This window comes from Blautia hydrogenotrophica DSM 10507 (assembly GCF_034356035.1).
Lineage (GTDB): Bacteria > Bacillota > Clostridia > Lachnospirales > Lachnospiraceae > Blautia_A > Blautia_A hydrogenotrophica.
Genome location: NZ_CP136423.1, coordinates 1,975,984 through 1,991,228 on the forward strand (window position 1 = coordinate 1,975,984; position 15,245 = coordinate 1,991,228).

Annotated in this window: 12 protein-coding genes and 3 tRNA genes; all 15 read right to left on the bottom strand. The window is 46.9% G+C overall.

Going from position 1 to position 15,245, the window contains the following annotated elements; translation table 11 throughout:
* Positions 1–8: 8 nt before the first annotated feature.
* The 15 genes from BLHYD_RS09275 to ilvD all read right to left on the bottom strand — a co-directional run bounded on the left by BLHYD_RS09275 (position 9) and on the right by ilvD (position 15,240).
* Positions 9–812: an ABC transporter permease gene (locus BLHYD_RS09275; RefSeq protein ID WP_005946148.1), complete on the bottom strand. Its 804-nt coding sequence runs from the start codon at positions 810–812 to the stop codon at positions 9–11.
* The gene (locus BLHYD_RS09280) at positions 809–1,663 is read right to left on the bottom strand and encodes an ABC transporter permease (protein WP_005946150.1); all 855 of its coding nucleotides are present in this window, start codon (positions 1,661–1,663) and stop codon (positions 809–811) included. The genes BLHYD_RS09275 and BLHYD_RS09280 overlap by 4 nt, the downstream gene beginning before the upstream one ends.
* Before the next feature lie 6 nt (positions 1,664–1,669).
* A complete protein-coding gene (locus BLHYD_RS09285; RefSeq protein ID WP_005946152.1) occupies positions 1,670–2,737 on the bottom strand; it encodes an ABC transporter ATP-binding protein in 1,068 nt (355 codons plus the stop codon).
* Between the two features lie 12 nt (positions 2,738–2,749).
* The gene (locus tag BLHYD_RS09290; protein ID WP_005946153.1) at positions 2,750–4,099 is read right to left on the bottom strand and encodes an amidohydrolase family protein; all 1,350 of its coding nucleotides are present in this window, start codon (positions 4,097–4,099) and stop codon (positions 2,750–2,752) included.
* A gap of 30 nt (positions 4,100–4,129) precedes the next feature.
* Positions 4,130–5,434 carry an amidohydrolase gene (locus tag BLHYD_RS09295; protein WP_021844708.1) on the bottom strand — a complete coding sequence of 435 codons (1,305 nt, stop codon included), beginning with the start codon at positions 5,432–5,434 and terminating at the stop codon, positions 4,130–4,132.
* A gap of 204 nt (positions 5,435–5,638) precedes the next feature.
* Positions 5,639–5,711 (bottom strand) — tRNA-Thr (locus tag BLHYD_RS09300).
* 65 nt (positions 5,712–5,776) lie between these two features.
* A tRNA-Ala gene (locus BLHYD_RS09305) sits at positions 5,777–5,849 on the bottom strand.
* A 56-nt stretch (positions 5,850–5,905) separates the two neighbouring features.
* Positions 5,906–5,978 (bottom strand) — tRNA-Thr (locus BLHYD_RS09310).
* 94 nt (positions 5,979–6,072) lie between these two features.
* Positions 6,073–6,933, bottom strand: a complete 861-nt coding sequence (locus tag BLHYD_RS09315; protein WP_005946155.1) for a mechanosensitive ion channel family protein — start codon at positions 6,931–6,933, stop codon at positions 6,073–6,075.
* A 5-nt stretch (positions 6,934–6,938) separates the two neighbouring features.
* Complete coding sequence (glgB, locus tag BLHYD_RS09320; RefSeq protein WP_021844707.1) at positions 6,939–9,188, bottom strand: 1,4-alpha-glucan branching enzyme; 2,250 nt, start codon at positions 9,186–9,188, stop codon at positions 6,939–6,941.
* A gap of 172 nt (positions 9,189–9,360) precedes the next feature.
* Positions 9,361–9,606, bottom strand: coding sequence for a hypothetical protein (locus tag BLHYD_RS09325; protein ID WP_021844706.1), 246 nt, complete (start codon positions 9,604–9,606; stop codon positions 9,361–9,363).
* A gap of 19 nt (positions 9,607–9,625) precedes the next feature.
* On the bottom strand, positions 9,626–10,789 hold the full coding sequence (locus BLHYD_RS09330) for a phosphoglycerate dehydrogenase (RefSeq protein WP_005946159.1): 1,164 nt from the start codon (positions 10,787–10,789) through the stop codon (positions 9,626–9,628).
* A gap of 1 nt (position 10,790) precedes the next feature.
* On the bottom strand, positions 10,791–11,873 hold the full coding sequence (gene serC, locus BLHYD_RS09335) for a 3-phosphoserine/phosphohydroxythreonine transaminase (RefSeq protein WP_005946160.1): 1,083 nt from the start codon (positions 11,871–11,873) through the stop codon (positions 10,791–10,793).
* Positions 11,870–13,546: a biosynthetic-type acetolactate synthase large subunit gene (gene ilvB, locus BLHYD_RS09340; protein ID WP_005946162.1), complete on the bottom strand. Its 1,677-nt coding sequence runs from the start codon at positions 13,544–13,546 to the stop codon at positions 11,870–11,872. The genes serC and ilvB overlap by 4 nt, the downstream gene beginning before the upstream one ends.
* A gap of 23 nt (positions 13,547–13,569) precedes the next feature.
* Positions 13,570–15,240: a dihydroxy-acid dehydratase gene (gene ilvD / locus BLHYD_RS09345; protein WP_005946164.1), complete on the bottom strand. Its 1,671-nt coding sequence runs from the start codon at positions 15,238–15,240 to the stop codon at positions 13,570–13,572.
* Between the last annotated feature and the right edge of the window lie 5 nt (positions 15,241–15,245).

The following is a 15,245-nucleotide window of genomic DNA, read 5'->3' on the forward strand; positions in this document are numbered from 1 at the left end:
ATCCTCCTTTATAATTCCCTATTCTTTTTAGTTATCCCTCTGCCGCTGAGCCTGCGTACCAGAGAGTATAGTAATAATATACCAACACTGACCACCAACATCAAGGTACACAGTGCATTGATTTCCGGAGTCACCCCGGTCTTCATCTGTGTGTAAACCTTAATCGGCAGCGTGCTAAGCCTCGGACCATTTACAAACACGCTAATTACCACATCATCCATAGACATCGCAAATGCCAGCAGAGAGCCGGACAGAACCGCCGGCATAATCAAAGGCAGTGTGATATCAAAAAAGGTTCTTCTGGGCGTAGCCCCCAAGTCCATCGCTGCCTCCTCTAAAGATTTGTCCATTCCCACGAGCCGTGCTTTTACTTCCATCAGGATATACGGGACACAAAACACCGTGTGTGAAATCAAAAGCGTCAGCATTCCAAAAGGCAGGTTCAACTGAGAGAAAAACGCCAGAAACACCATGCCCAGAATAATCTCCGGCGTCATAAGCGGCAGAATAGACACATATTCCAAAAGTCCTTTGCTTTTGTAATTGAGCTTCGCCATCCCCACAGCTCCCAGCGTCCCAATCACTGCCGAGAGCAGACAGCTTAACACTCCCAAAATAAGACTGTTTCCCAATGCCTCCATCAGACTACTGTTCTGAAACAGTTTCTCATACCACTGAAGAGAAAAGCCCTTCCAGCCCACTGTCAGTCTGGAATCGTTGAAAGAAAAGACAATCACCACGAGAATTGGCAGATACATCAGCAAAAAGACCAGTCCTAGATAGAGATTGGATAATTTCGAATTTTTTTTCAATACAGTCCCTCCAAATCTTTTACTTTCGTCAGCCTACGGTACAGATAGATCATCAGAGAGGTTAAAATTGTCAATACCACTGCAAGCGCGGCAGCGAACGGCCAATTGCTTCCTCTAGTCATCTGATCTTGAATCAGGCTTCCCACCAGAACAATCTTATTACCTCCCAGGATATCCGCGATGAAAAACAGTCCCATGGAAGGGATAAAGGTGAGAATCACTCCGGACAGAAGGCCCGGCAGTGTTAGTTTCAGCGTAATATTCCGAAAGGTCTGAAAAGCGGTGGCTCCCAGATCTCTCGACGCTTCAATCAAAGACCAATCTAGTTTCTCTGCACTGGAATACACAGACAAAATCATAAAAGGCAGCAGCACATAGACCATGCCGATGACAATTGCCGGATAGCTGTAGAGAATCTTCAAAGGTTCCTCAATAATTCCCAGCTTCATCAACACCCCGTTTAACATTCCCTTTGTCTGCAAAATAATAATCCATCCATAGAGACGAATCAGCGAATTTACCCAAAAAGGCAGCATCAAAAGAAGCATCGCCCTTGGCTTCCATTTTTCTGAAAGCTTCGCCATAAAATAGCCAAATGGATAGCCGAGCAATATAATCACGATCGTACTGGTAAGCGCCAGCTGAAAGGACTGTGCAAAGGTCTGAAGATACACCGGCTCTAAGATTCTAGTATAGTTTTCCAGAGTAAAGCTCCAAGTCACCCCATACCCTTCATTGTTCGTGGCAAGGCTCAAAGCCACCATATAGATCAAAGGTGCGGCGACGAACACAATGGTAAATAAAAACAGCGGGAGAGACATCAGCACTCCTCTTCGGTTATCATTTCTCATATTTTTTCACCCTCTATCAACCAAAACCGCTTGGTTGGATTCCCATCGAAAACAGACTTTCTGGCCCACTTGGACATTGGCGTCAATCCCATACCTGCTGGATACCAAGGTGCTCCCATCTTCTGCTCTAAGAACCATCCGAAGCAGTCCACCTGAGAAAGTCTTTTCTTCCACCGTCGCTTCCAGACCACAGCCACAATCCTCATCCAAACTGATATTCTCGCTGCGGACAGCCAAAGTCACCTGCTCTCCAGGCCGAAGAGTCTCTCCATTTAAATCTACCAAAGCCTTGCCTTTACAGGCGACCACCAAAGCCTTATCTTGCACCACACGTTCCACGACACCCTTGATGATATTGGCATTTCCCACAAAAGTAGCTACAAAACTAGTTTTAGGATGATTATAGACCTCATCTGGACATCCAATCTGTTCAAATACTCCTTGATTCATCACCACAATACGGTCAGACATGTTAATGGCCTCTTCTTGGTCATGAGTGATATAGATGAACGTGATTCCCAACCTCTTTTGCAGCTTTTTCAGTTCTGATTGCATGGTCCTTCGCAGCTGTAAGTCCAACGCTCCTAAAGGTTCATCCAGCAGAAGAACCTTTGGATTGTTTACGAGAGCTCTGGCGATGGCCACCCGTTGTTTTTGTCCCCCTGACAGCTCAGAAGGTTTTCTCTTTTCAAATCCCTCCAACTGAACAAGTTCTAACATCTCTTTTACTTTTCTTTGAATCTCACTTTTTGGCACCTTTCGAATTTTCAGCCCGTATCCCACATTGTCTGCCACACTCATATGGGGAAACAGCGCGTAATTTTGAAAGACTGTATTTACATCCCGGCAGTTTGGCTCTAGGTTTGTCACATCTTTTCCCTCCAGCAGTACCTGACCACTATCTGGGTTCTCCAATCCAGCAATGATTCTCAGTGTCGTCGTTTTTCCGCATCCGGAAGGCCCTAAAAAAGTGATAAACTCTCCTCGCTGGATTGACAGACTGATACCTTCCAGCACATCCACCCCGTCAAATTTCTTCTTGATGTCTCTAATCTCTAACAGTAGTTCACCCATGATTCCAGTCTCCTATTTTTTAATTATTTTTCCACTACATGCCCCGGTATACTCCCCATTCTTCACCGTCAACACTCCGTCCACGAACACATAAGGAATTCCCTCCGGTCTCGCGTCCGGGGCGCCTCGATGGGGATAATCCGCCTTGTCGCAGATTTTCTCAGCGTCAAACAGTGTCAAATCCGCATCTTTTCCCACGGAAATTTCCCCTTTCTGCGCGAATCCAAAAACTTGGGCCGGCATCCAGGTGGCCTTATACACTGCCTTTTCTAGTGACAGTAGTTTTCTCTCCCGGACCATCTCTTTCAAATACTTGGGAAAAGTCCCGGCGATCTGCGGATGTCCTTCACCCTTAGCATAGGCTCCGATGTCTGTGGAGGGCATCACATAGGGCTTCACCAGACAGTCATAGACCTCCTGTTCTTCCCCCTCAAAAAAGATGATCGCTTCTTTTGGGTACTCCTTCTTCATATGGTGGTATAGTTCTTCGCTCATGATCTGTCCTTTGTATTTTCCAGTGGCCACAACCATCTGCTCCCAATGCCAGTGATTGTTTTGAATATTAGCCAAATCAAAAGTCGCCGTGTCAAAATAAGTCGTCCAGTTCGTATACATTCCGCTGTCCATCTGAATTCGCAGCCCTTCTCTTCTAGCTTTCTCTACCATTCTAAGACCTTCCTGTACCAGACCGTTACAATATTGATAGACAAAGTGTGAAATTAAAATGTCCACTTTCGTCTCTCTCGCCACCTGAAACAGCTCATACAAAGAATACATATCTTTGTCAGTCAAAAGCCTGGTGTGAACCGGGCAAATCCTTCCATATCTCTCACAGATTCTGGCCAGTTCCATCACTTCGTCCAGACTACTTCCTGGAACATAGTCCAGGCCGAAAGAGACACCGCAGGCTCCATCCTGCAACGCTTTTTCTGCTAAAATCCCCATTTTTTCCACTTGCTCTTTCGTGGCCGGCCGATACCTGTCTACCGCACCTGCCCTCTCTCGAAGTGACGTCTGATGACCGATCAACATAGCCTGGTGAATGGGAAAGCCTATTTCTTCCTGTTCTCGGAAAAATGCATTTAAATCCACAGGGGAACAGCCACAATTACCTCCAACTGTCGTCGTAATCCCCTGACACACAGAGAGAATACCCGCATAGTTGTCCCCGTCTACATGGCTGTGGACATCAATGAAGCCTGGCGAGACTGTAAGCCCATTTGCATCAATGACCGATTCGGCCTCCAAAGGCCTGTCTGAAATTTGTACAATTTTTCCTTCCTGAATGCCGATGTTCCTTTGGTGTCTGGTCTTAGTGAGAACGTCGACCATCACCCCATGGTTAATCGCTGTCGTCAACATCTTTCCATCATCACTTTCTCTATTGTATTTCTATTCCGTTCTGCTATGAATATATCTTACATAGGCTTCCCGGTCAAAGACTGGTTCGAATTCCCTGAGAATTTCCCTAGCCTGGGCAGCATTTTTTCTCAGTAACTTATAGGTAGTCAAAGCCAGCATTTTCGCCGGCAAAATATAGGCGGTATCCGTATCTGTGATGCGAAAATCCGCCCCGTGAAGGCTCCCTTCAAACCCACGGAATGTGAAATTCAGCACAGGCATCAGATGAGTCAAATCTCCCACATCTGTGCTGGCATTGTTGTGATCCGTAAGCTCTACTTCCCGATAAGTAGCCCCTAGATCTCTCGCTGCCTCCACCAGTGCAGAATCCGCTTTACGGACTCTGACCGGCATATATCCTTGAAGATTCTTCCGGATGATTTTGCCTCCAAAAGCCATAGCTGCTGCGTCAAAAGCCCGGTCGATCTTCTCTTTCGCGTCCTCAATGCCTTTTAGCGTCTTGGCCCTGACTTTCTCCTCCATCACGACTTTATCCGGCACGCTGTTGAGCACTTCTCCGCCTTCCCGAACTAGGCTGTGAACTCGAACATGCTCGTCATCCCGAAAAGTCTCCCTCATCAGTCCGATCATATTCATAGCACTGGCCGCGATATTTACCGCGTTTACTCCTTCCCAAGGAGAGATCGCCGCATGGGCTGCCTTTCCCCGGATTATCACCAGCTCAGAGGAAAATCCATTACAGGAAGGATTTCCCAGATACAAATCCTCTTCCACCGGAACCATATGTACATGAGTCGTCAAAGCGATGTCAGTGTGGTCAAAAGCACCGACTCGAATCAACTCGCTTTTTCCTGTTCCTGGAAATCCGATATTCTCTTCCCGGGCTAATTTTTCTCTCTTCCTAGCATCGATATACTCTTCCGCCGGAACCGCAAAAAAAGATACGGACCCAGACAGGGAAGCTCTCACTTCCTCATCGGCCAAAGCCAATGCAGCGCCTATCATAGCCGCCAACTGTGCGTGGTGTCCGCATGCGTGTGCCACTCCCGTGACAGAATCCGCCATCGGATGCTCCCTGCACCCGATCGCGTCCAGTTCCCCAATAATAGTGACATTCGGTCCATCCTGCTCCATCCAGTCCGCACGTACACCGGTACGAGCCAAACCGGTATGTACCTTCAGATTTAAGCCACGCAAAAAATCTGCAACTTTAGCTGCAGTTCTCTCCTCATAAAATCCCTCTTCTGGATGCCGATAAATATCCTCCGCGAACTCAATGAGCTCCTTTGCGTGGGCATCGATGATAGCCTCTATCTTTCTCTCAATTTTATCCATATTTTCTCCTCTGCGACATATTGCATCCATTCTATCATACCTGCTCCTTTCTTACAATACCTTGTAAATAGCTAACCGCAAACAAAAAAAATAAAACCCTAAAATACAAAAAGCCGGAATCCTTGTCTCGATTCACAAGTGATTCCGACCTATCACACAAGTCTAGAAAACAGCCACTAGAGCTTTTCTCCTATGACAGAATAAAGCTGGAAAAGGGACTTGAACCCTCGACCCCTTCATTACGAGTGAAGTGCTCTACCGACTGAGCTATTCCAGCTTACAATTAACAAAACATCACAAATCCGAATCTGTCACCTACTGGCAAAGATTCGGATTTAAAAATGGAGCATATGGGATTCGAACCCACGGCCTCAACAATGCGAATGTTGCGCGCTCCCAACTGCGCTAATGCCCCCGGTCAGCCCCACAGGGCAACACGCCCTGACCAAAAAATATCTCTGTTGGCTGCAAAGCTGGAAAAGGGACTTGAACCCTCGACCCCTTCATTACGAGTGAAGTGCTCTACCGACTGAGCTATTCCAGCTTGTACTCCGTCCAAAAGATATTGTACTAGATTTTCCAAAAAAATCAAGTTATTTTTTAATTATTTTTCTGTTTTTCCGGAGTACACCCCTCGGCTACTGTTCGCTCCATTCACAGCAGCCTTTTTTCTTCTCTTTCTCATCCCGCAGATGGATCTCCATCTGCGGATAGGCTATGACAATTCCCGCCGCGTCAAAGGCCAATTTGATACTCTCGTTCATCCTCCAGCGCACCGGCCAGTAGTCATCTGTATTCACCCAAGCCCGAAATCCAACAACGACTGCCATATTCGCCAGCTCATCCACAAAGACCACGGTCTCGTGTTCTGACAGAATTCCAGGTTCCTCCTCCAGCAGCTGATTCAGGATCTCCTTTGCCCGGCAAAAATCCGATTCATAGGAGATTCCAATTTTCAGTTCCAGTCGCCTCTGATCCCTGGCCGTCACGTTTGTGATGCTGCTGTTGGACAGTGAGCCATTGGGAATCACAATATTTTTATTGTCCACGGAGGCAAGGGTCGTATAACAGATTTCTATCTTGGTCACAGTGCCCTCGCAGCCCGTACTATTGTCAATGATATAATCCCCCACTAAAAAAGGTTTGAAAATCAAGATCAGCACACCGCCTGCCAAATTTGAAAGCCCACCTTGAAGTCCAAGTCCGATAGTCAAGCCAGCCGACCCTAGCAGAGCAGCCACTGACCCTTCTGTCACTCCGAACTGTGTCGCAATGCTGAAAATCAACAGACAGTACAGCAAAATTCTGGCCAGAGAACAGATAAACTGTACAACCCCCGTGTCGATTCCCGTGCGTCCCAGAGAACGGCGCAGAAAGTTCAAGAGCCACTTAATCAGCCTCGTCCCGATATAAAATGCCAATATGGAAAGCAGCACTTTAATTCCAAAAGAAGCGAGCGAAGGAAGCTGGTTCTCTATCCAAATTGATATTTTATCCATGAGATTTATTCACTCTCTTTCCGAATTTTCTCAGCCAGCTCATCTTTTAAGTTCTTCTTTCCTGCCCGGGTTGTCTTTTTCTGAGAACGCTTTGCCCCTTGATTTCCTGTAACCTTTTTCACTTCCCGGCTAAACGCATAGACAGAAATTCCAAGCGGCGGGACTTTTACTGTGATAGATGCATTCCTCTCGTCACATTCCACTTTCTTGGACATCTTTATCCGAGGATTCGTGACACCGGAACCGCCGAATTTTTCATGGTCACTGTTTAGAACCTCTTTGTATTTGCCTGCATACGGCACACCTACGGAATAGTTGTCATAAGCCGCAGTAGAAAAATTACAGATCACCAGCAAAGTCTCTTCTGGTTTCCCAGTCTTTCTCAGGAATGTAATGATATGCTCCTTTGCTTTCATCAGCTGAATCCACTCGAACCCTTCCGTCTCATCGTCCTTCTGATACAGTGCCGGCTGAGATCTGTAAAGCTGATTCAGTGTCTTTACATACTCCTGCATATACGCTGGAGCCGATGCGTCCATCGCCTGCATTTTCTTCCCTGGATGTGTCATCAGATAGCCGTAAGCAACACGTACAGTCGCCTCTTTTTCTTTGTCCGTACCTGGAATTCTCTTTAAAAATCTCTCGTAATTTCCCACGTCCCGGCTAGCCAGTGTCAGTACATACTCCTCGCAGTAAGCATAGAGCATACTCAAGGTCAGCTCATCATGGTATTTTCCGCGAACAGCACTGTCCCTGGAGAGATAGTTCAAAAAGTCTTTCGTCCACCCGCCGCTCCACTTGTAATCAAAGCCAAGATGGTCATTCTCGACACTGTCTGTCAAGTCTGGCCACAGGCCATCCTCCTGCGCAATCAAAAGAACCTCTGGCATCTTTTTCTTGACAATAGAATTTAAGTGTTTCAAAAACTCCATCGCGTCAAGATTCTCATTAGTCCCATACATATTGGGCAACCATTCGCCGTCCCGTCTGCCGTAATCTAGATAAAGCATCACATCCACATCGTCCATGCGCAGTCCGTCTACGTGGAACTGTTCCAGCCAGTACCAGGCATTCGCAATGAGAAAATTTTTCACCATCGGACTGCCATACTTATAGAGGTATGTCCCCCAGACTGGGTGAAATTTTCTCTCAGCCCACTCCGGCTCATATAGACAAGTCCCGTCAAACAAGGCCAACCCTGCCCCCGCATTGGAGAACTGTGCAGGTGTCCAATCCAGAATCACACCCACACCTGCCTGGTGCAAAATAGAAACCATCTCTTTGAAATCTTCAGCCTCTCCCAGCCGGCGGCTGGGAGAATAGTAGGCAAAAGTCACATATCCAGAACTTTTCTCGTCCAAATACTCCATCACCGGTGTCAATTCCACATGGGTATATCCCATCTCGGAGACATACTCAGCCAGTTTTCTTCCCAGGCTCTGATAGCTGTCCGGCTTCTCGCCTTCTGAGGTCATCCACTGAAATGGGTTCACCTCATAGATAGATATGGGAACATTTTTCTTCACGTACTTTTTTCTCTTCTCCATCCACTTCTGATCTTCCCACTGAAAATCAGAAACTTTCGGCACCACAGACGCAGTAGCTGGAGGCATTTCGCTCTGCTGTCCATAGGGATCAGCCTTTAAAATCGTGTTTCCGCCCTTAACTTTGATCTCGTATTTATAGAGTGCCCCCGGCTTTACATCCGGTATAAATAGCTCATAAATCCCAGACATTGGACAGCGGTGCATCAAGGTCCCTCTACCGTCCCATTGATTAAAATCTCCCACTACACTCACATGTAAAGCGTTGGGAGCCCAAACCGCAAACGAGGTCCCCTCAACTCCTTTGTGCATACAGTGATGAGCCCCTAGTTTTTTGTAGACTTCATAATAGATTCCCGCACAGAATTTCTTCTCATCCTCCTCCGTAATCAGTGACGGAAAACTGTATAAGTCTCTTCTGCGCTCTGTCTGCCCTTTCTCATTTTCTACAAGGAACTCATAGGACGGAATTCTCTTATATGGAAGAATAGCCGCAAAATACCCTGCTTCCTCCTCAAGACTCATCGGAAATTTCTGACCGCTTTTTAAATTCCGCACTGTGACCTTCGCTGCCCCCGGAAAATATCCCTGGACAAGCACTCCCCCTGGAACTGTTCTCGGCTGCATAACATCTCTCGGAGAACTTTCCTCACCATACAAAATCCCTTCTATTCTAGGCCAATTCATATACTCATAAGCTTGATTCTTCACTTTGCATTCCTCCTGCTGCATTTTGTTCTGATACTCTCAGGTGCAAAACTGTTTGATATTTCTTTTATTTTATCATTAATGCAGCAGTTCGAAAAGCCTTTTTCAAAGAAATGACAACGGGGAAACGCTTTCTTCGGTGTATCCAAAGAAAACATTTCCCCTCTTGTTCGCTTCACACTCTGCTTCTTAGTTTTGAAACCATATAAAACACACTTTTAGCACACGGAACTACACGTTTTCGATTCCTGTACAGACAGCCCAGACGTTTCTTTCCCACATACAGCGCCCGAAAACCACCTGGCAGTTTTTTCACTGCCACTTTCGGAGCATTTTGGGGAAATTTTTTCATTCGCTCTAGCTTCTTTTCTATCCGCTTCGTCTTCCTAGCCGCCTCTTCTAATACTTTGTGCAATTTCACAGGCATTCCCCACTTATCGTTATCTCACCACACGGACTCTAGAGACGCCTTCCACAGATTCCAAAGCCTCGATAGCCTCTCCTGGAATTTCTGCCTCCATGTCCATCAATGTATAGGCATATTCTCCCCGGCTTTTGTTGGTCATATCCGCAATATTCATACCTTCATCACCCAATATTTTACTGAACTGGCTAATCATGTTAGGGATATTCCTGTGGGTGATCGCCACCCGGCTTCTACCCTTGCAGACTCCCATATCACAGTTGGGGAAATTCACAGAATTACGAATATTTCCATTTTCCAAAAAATCTCTCAGTTCTTTTACAGCCATAATCGCGCAGTTCTCCTCCGCCTCCGCTGTGGAAGCTCCCAAGTGCGGAATCACCAACACTCCTTTTTTGCCCGCAACCACAGGATTTGCAAAGTCTGTCACATACCTCTTAATCTTGCCACTCTGCAAAGCTTTGACAATGGCCTCCTCATCTGCCAAAAGATCGCGCGCGAAATTCAGAATCACCACGTGCTCCTTCATTTTGGAGATCGCCTCCTCATTCAGCATCTGTTTCGTACTGTCCAGCAAAGGCACATGAATTGTGATATAGTCACACTGCTCATAAATCTCTTCTACATTTTTGCTGTGATGCACGTTTCTAGAAAGATTCCAGGCCGCATCAATAGAGAGATACGGGTCGTATCCGTAGACCTCCATTCCTAGAGCATCCGCAGCATTTGCCACCATGGAGCCAATCGCACCCAAACCGATAATTCCCAACTTTTTACCGCTAATCTCACAGCCTGCAAACTGTTTTTTCTGCTTTTCAGCCAGTTTTCCGATGTTGGGGTCTTCCTGGTTATCTTTAATCCACTCCACACCGCCTACAATATCACGGGACGCCAGAAGCATTCCTGCCAGAACCAACTCTTTCACACCGTTGGCATTGGCTCCAGGGGTGTTAAACACTACGATTCCCTTCTCTGCACAATCCGCTACCGGAATATTGTTGACCCCGGCTCCTGCACGGCCGATGGCGAGTACAGAATCTGGAATCTCTAACTCGGTCATTTTCGCACTTCGAACCAGTACCGCGTCTGCAGCGGCCAGCTCCTTTACTTCTGTATATTGATCTGAAAACAATTCCAGCCCTTTTTGAGAGATTGGATTTAAGCAAGTATACCGGAACATTTTAGCAATTCTCCTCCTCAAATTTTTTCATAAATGCGACCAAAGCCTGCACACCCTCTACTGGCATAGCATTGTAGATGCTGGCGCGCATACCGCCCACACTGCGGTGTCCCTTTAAATTCTCCAGGCCTGCCTCTTTCGCTTCCTTGACAAATTTTGCGTCCATCTCCTTGTCTCCTGTGACAAAGGGCACGTTCATCAAAGAACGGGAGGCTGGCTCTACCGTTCCTCTAAACAATTTACTCTGATCTAGATAGTCATAGAGGATCCTGGCTTTTTCCTCATTGCGCTCTTTCATTGCCTGAAGACCACCCATCTTTTTCAGCCATTTAAAGACCTTGCCGCAGATATAGATGCAATAACAGTTCGGTGTATTGTACATAGAACCTGCATCAGCATGTGTCTTAAATTTCAGCATCGTAGGAGTTCCCTCTAGCACATCGTCTGTGATTAGATCTTCACGCACAATGGAAATCACCATACCGGCCGGTCCAATATTTTTTTGAACGCCTCCGTAGATGATACCGTACTTCTCCACATCCATCGGCTCTGATAAGAAACAGGAGGAGACATCTGCCACCAGAAGTTTTCCCTTCGTGTTTGGCAACGTCTTATACTTCGTCCCATAGATGGTATTATTTTCACAAATGTATACATAATCTGCGTCTTCACTGATCGGCAGATCGGAACAATCCGGTATATAACTGAAGGTTTTGTCCTCAGAGGACGCGATTTTGTTGGCTTTGCCGTATTTCTGCGCTTCCTGCCAAGCTTTTTTCGCCCACTGACCAGTCACAATATAGTCAGCTACCCGATTCTTCATCAGATTCATGGGAATCATCGCAAATTGCTGAGACGCCCCGCCCTGCAAAAAGAGTACCTTATAATTATCTGGAATCTGAAGAAGGTCCCTCAGATCTGCCTCAGCCTCATCTATAATCTGTTGAAAAGCCGCGGAACGATGGCTCATCTCCATCACTGACATCCCGGTTCCGCGGTAGTCCAGCATTTCCTCGGCTGCCTCTTCCAGTACTTCTTCCGGCAGCACTGCCGGTCCCGCAGAAAAGTTATACACTCGTTTCATTTTTGAATATCCTCCTCATCAAATACATCTTCTAAATTCGCTCCCGCTGGAACCATTGGAAATACTTTTTGATCTTCATCAATCACGCATTCCACCACTACAACTCCTTCACTCGCAAGAGCTCTCTTTAACGCTGGTTCCACTTCTTCCGGTTTTGATACCCGAATGCCTTCACACCCCATCGCCTCGGCTAGTTTGACAAAATCCACCTGATCTTTGACAATCGTCTGAGAATAGCGCTCATCATAAAATAGCGTCTGCCATTGACGGACCATTCCCAGCACATGATTGTTCAGCACAATCTCTACCAAGTGATGGCCACTTCTGACTGCCGTCGCCAATTCATTCATATTCATACGGAAGCACCCGTCTCCGGCGATATTCACCACCGTTTTATCTGGTCTTCCATAGGTAGCTCCAATGGCAGCACCCAAACCATACCCCATCGTTCCCAATCCTCCCGATGTCAGAAGGCTTCTCGAATTTTTATACTTGTAAAACTGTGCTGCCCACATCTGGTGCTGTCCCACGTCTGTGACAATCAAAGCGTCTCCTTTTGTCAACTCATAGAGCTTGCTGATTACGTAGGGACCTGACAGTTTGTCTTCTTGAACCTTCAGCGGATATCTCTCTTTGTAATCCTGAATTCTTTTCAGCCATTCTGGATGTTTTTTAGGCTCCACCATTTCCAAGAGACGCCTCAAGACTTCTCTCACATCACCTTCTATACTGGCATCCACAACTACATTTTTATTGATCTCCACAGCATCTACATCGACTTGAAGAATTTTCGCATTCTTAGCAAAGTTTTTGGTATTGCCAGTCACACGATCACTAAATCTGGCTCCTAGAGTAATCAAAAGATCACACTCTGAAACTCCCAGATTCGATGCTTTTGTCCCATGCATTCCTAACATACCCGTGTAAAGCTCATCCTCACCGCTGAAGACTCCTTTTCCCATCAGACTATCACAGACAGGCGCCTGAATACGGTGAGCCAGTTTTGTCACTTCCGCCGAAGCGCCAGAAATGTTCGCGCCACCCCCCACAAAGATAAAAGGCCGCTCAGCCTCCGCAATCATCTTTGCTGCGACTTCTAGATCCATCATATGAATGTTCTCTGTCACACGGCTGATAGTCGCTGGTCGCCGTGGTTCATATTCCGTGGTGAAAGAAGTGACATCCTTGGTCACATCTACGAGCACAGGTCCAGGCCTGCCGCTTTTGGCGATGTAAAATGCTTTTCGTATCGTGTCTGCCAACATGTCAATATCCTTGACAATGAAACTGTACTTGGTAATCGGCATCGTGATTCCTGCAATATCCACCTCCTGGAAAGAGTCTCTTCCCAAAAGCGGTTTCCCCACATTGGCTGTAATAGCCACCATAGGTATCGAATCCATGTGAGCCGTAGCGATCCCCGTCACCAGGTTTGTCGCCCCCGGGCCTGAAGTGGCCATACAGACCCCTACCTTTCCGGTTGCTCTGGCATAGCCGTCTGCTGCATGGGCTGCTCCCTGCTCATGAGAAGTCAGAACATGATGAATCTTATCTCTGTATTTATACAGAGCGTCATATAAATTCAAAATTGCTCCGCCCGGATACCCAAATACGGTATCTACCCCCTGTTCCAGCAGACATTCAATGATGATATCTGAACCGTTTAACTGCATGTACTTTCCCCCTATCACTTTCTTTATCTCTTTGGCACTTCCAGGATTGCCCCTCTGTTACCGCTGGTCACCATAGACGCATAGCGTGCCAGATAACCGGTAGTCACCTTAGGTTCTCTGGGCTGCCATTTGGCTCTTCTGGCTTCCAATTCTTCCTCTGACACTTTCAGATTCATGGACAGATTCGGAATGTCAATCTGTATCCTATCACCTTCTTTCACCAATGCAATTGGTCCTCCTACTGCTGCCTCCGGTGAGACATGACCGATAGAAGCACCTCTAGAAGCCCCGCTAAAACGTCCATCCGTAATCAAAGCAACACTGGAACCCAGTCCCATACCCGCGATTGCGGAGGTCGGATTTAACATTTCTCTCATTCCCGGACCACCCTTTGGCCCTTCATAGCGAATTACCACTACATCTCCAGCAACAATTTTCCCACTCTTGATTGCGGTAATCGCATCTTCTTCACAATCAAAGACTCTGGCCGGTCCCTCATGGACCATCATCTGCTCACAGACCGCGGAGCGTTTCACGACACCACCATCAGGAGCCAGATTTCCTCTCAACACAGCCAGGCCTCCTGTCTCGCTGTATGGATTTTCAATGGGACGGATCACTTCAGGGTTTTTGTTGACACAGCCTTCAATATTCTCTCCCACAGTTTTGCCGCTCACTGTCATGCACTCCGTGTACAGCAATCCTTTTTTATTCAGCTCATTCATGACCGCATAGACACCACCTGCCTCATTCAGCTCTTCAATGTAGGTAGGCCCTGCCGGAGCTAGATGACATAAGTTCGGTGTCTTCTCGCTGATCTCATTGGCAAAGCTCACATCAAAATCCATTCCCACTTCGTGGGCAATCGCAGGTAGATGCAGCATACTGTTCGTGGAACATCCCAGAGCCATATCCACAGTCAGAGCGTTTAAGATCGCCTCCTTTGTCATAATGTCTCTTGGGCGAATATTTCTTCTATACATTTCCATAACCTGCATTCCTGCGTGTTTCGCAAGCGCGATGCGCTCAGAATATACTGCCGGTATCGTGCCATTTCCCTTTAATCCCATTCCTAAAACTTCTGTCAGACAATTCATACTGTTGGCAGTGTACATACCCGAACAAGAACCGCAAGTCGGGCAAGTCTTCTGCTCGTATTCCCTCAGTTCATCCTCCGAAATCGTACCTGCAGCGTAGGAACCTACTGCCTCAAACATGCTGGACAGACTAGTCTTATGTCCTCCTACATGGCCTGCAAGCATCGGTCCTCCGCTCACAAAGACCGTTGGAATATTCAGTCTCGCTGCAGCCATCAAAAGCCCCGGCACGTTTTTGTCACAGTTTGGTACCATAACCAAGGCATCAAATTGATGAGCCATCGCCATCGCCTCAGTGGAATCGGCGATCAAATCACGAGTCACAAGGGAATACTTCATCCCGATATGTCCCATAGCGATTCCATCACAGACTGCAATCGCCGGAAATACAATCGGTGTCCCCCCTGCCATAGCTACACCTTGTTTCACCGCACTCACAATTTTGTCCAGATTCATGTGCCCCGGCACAATTTCATTATAGGAACTTACAATTCCCACCAATGGACGGTCCATCTCCTCCTGAGTCATACCCAGAGCGTGAAATAAAGACCGATGGGGAGCCTGCTGCGCTCCCTTTGTCACTGCATCACTTCTCATAAATT

What these genes read in the sequence shown, in the direction of transcription:
- BLHYD_RS09285 (WP_005946152.1), bottom strand. Translation starts at nt 2,737, where the DNA reads ATGGGTGAACTACTGTTAGAGATTAGAGACATCAAGAAGAAATTTGAC.
- BLHYD_RS09315 (WP_005946155.1), bottom strand. Translation starts at nt 6,933, where the DNA reads ATGGATAAAATATCAATTTGGATAGAGAACCAGCTTCCTTCGCTCGCT.
- BLHYD_RS09330 (WP_005946159.1), bottom strand. Translation starts at nt 10,789, where the DNA reads ATGTTCCGGTATACTTGCTTAAATCCAATCTCTCAAAAAGGGCTGGAA.
- ilvD (WP_005946164.1), bottom strand. Translation starts at nt 15,240, where the DNA reads ATGAGAAGTGATGCAGTGACAAAGGGAGCGCAGCAGGCTCCCCATCGG.
- serC (WP_005946160.1), bottom strand. Translation starts at nt 11,873, where the DNA reads ATGAAACGAGTGTATAACTTTTCTGCGGGACCGGCAGTGCTGCCGGAA.
- BLHYD_RS09280 (WP_005946150.1), bottom strand. Translation starts at nt 1,663, where the DNA reads ATGAGAAATGATAACCGAAGAGGAGTGCTGATGTCTCTCCCGCTGTTT.
- BLHYD_RS09290 (WP_005946153.1), bottom strand. Translation starts at nt 4,099, where the DNA reads ATGTTGACGACAGCGATTAACCATGGGGTGATGGTCGACGTTCTCACT.
- ilvB (WP_005946162.1), bottom strand. Translation starts at nt 13,546, where the DNA reads ATGCAGTTAAACGGTTCAGATATCATCATTGAATGTCTGCTGGAACAG.
- BLHYD_RS09295 (WP_021844708.1), bottom strand. Translation starts at nt 5,434, where the DNA reads ATGGATAAAATTGAGAGAAAGATAGAGGCTATCATCGATGCCCACGCA.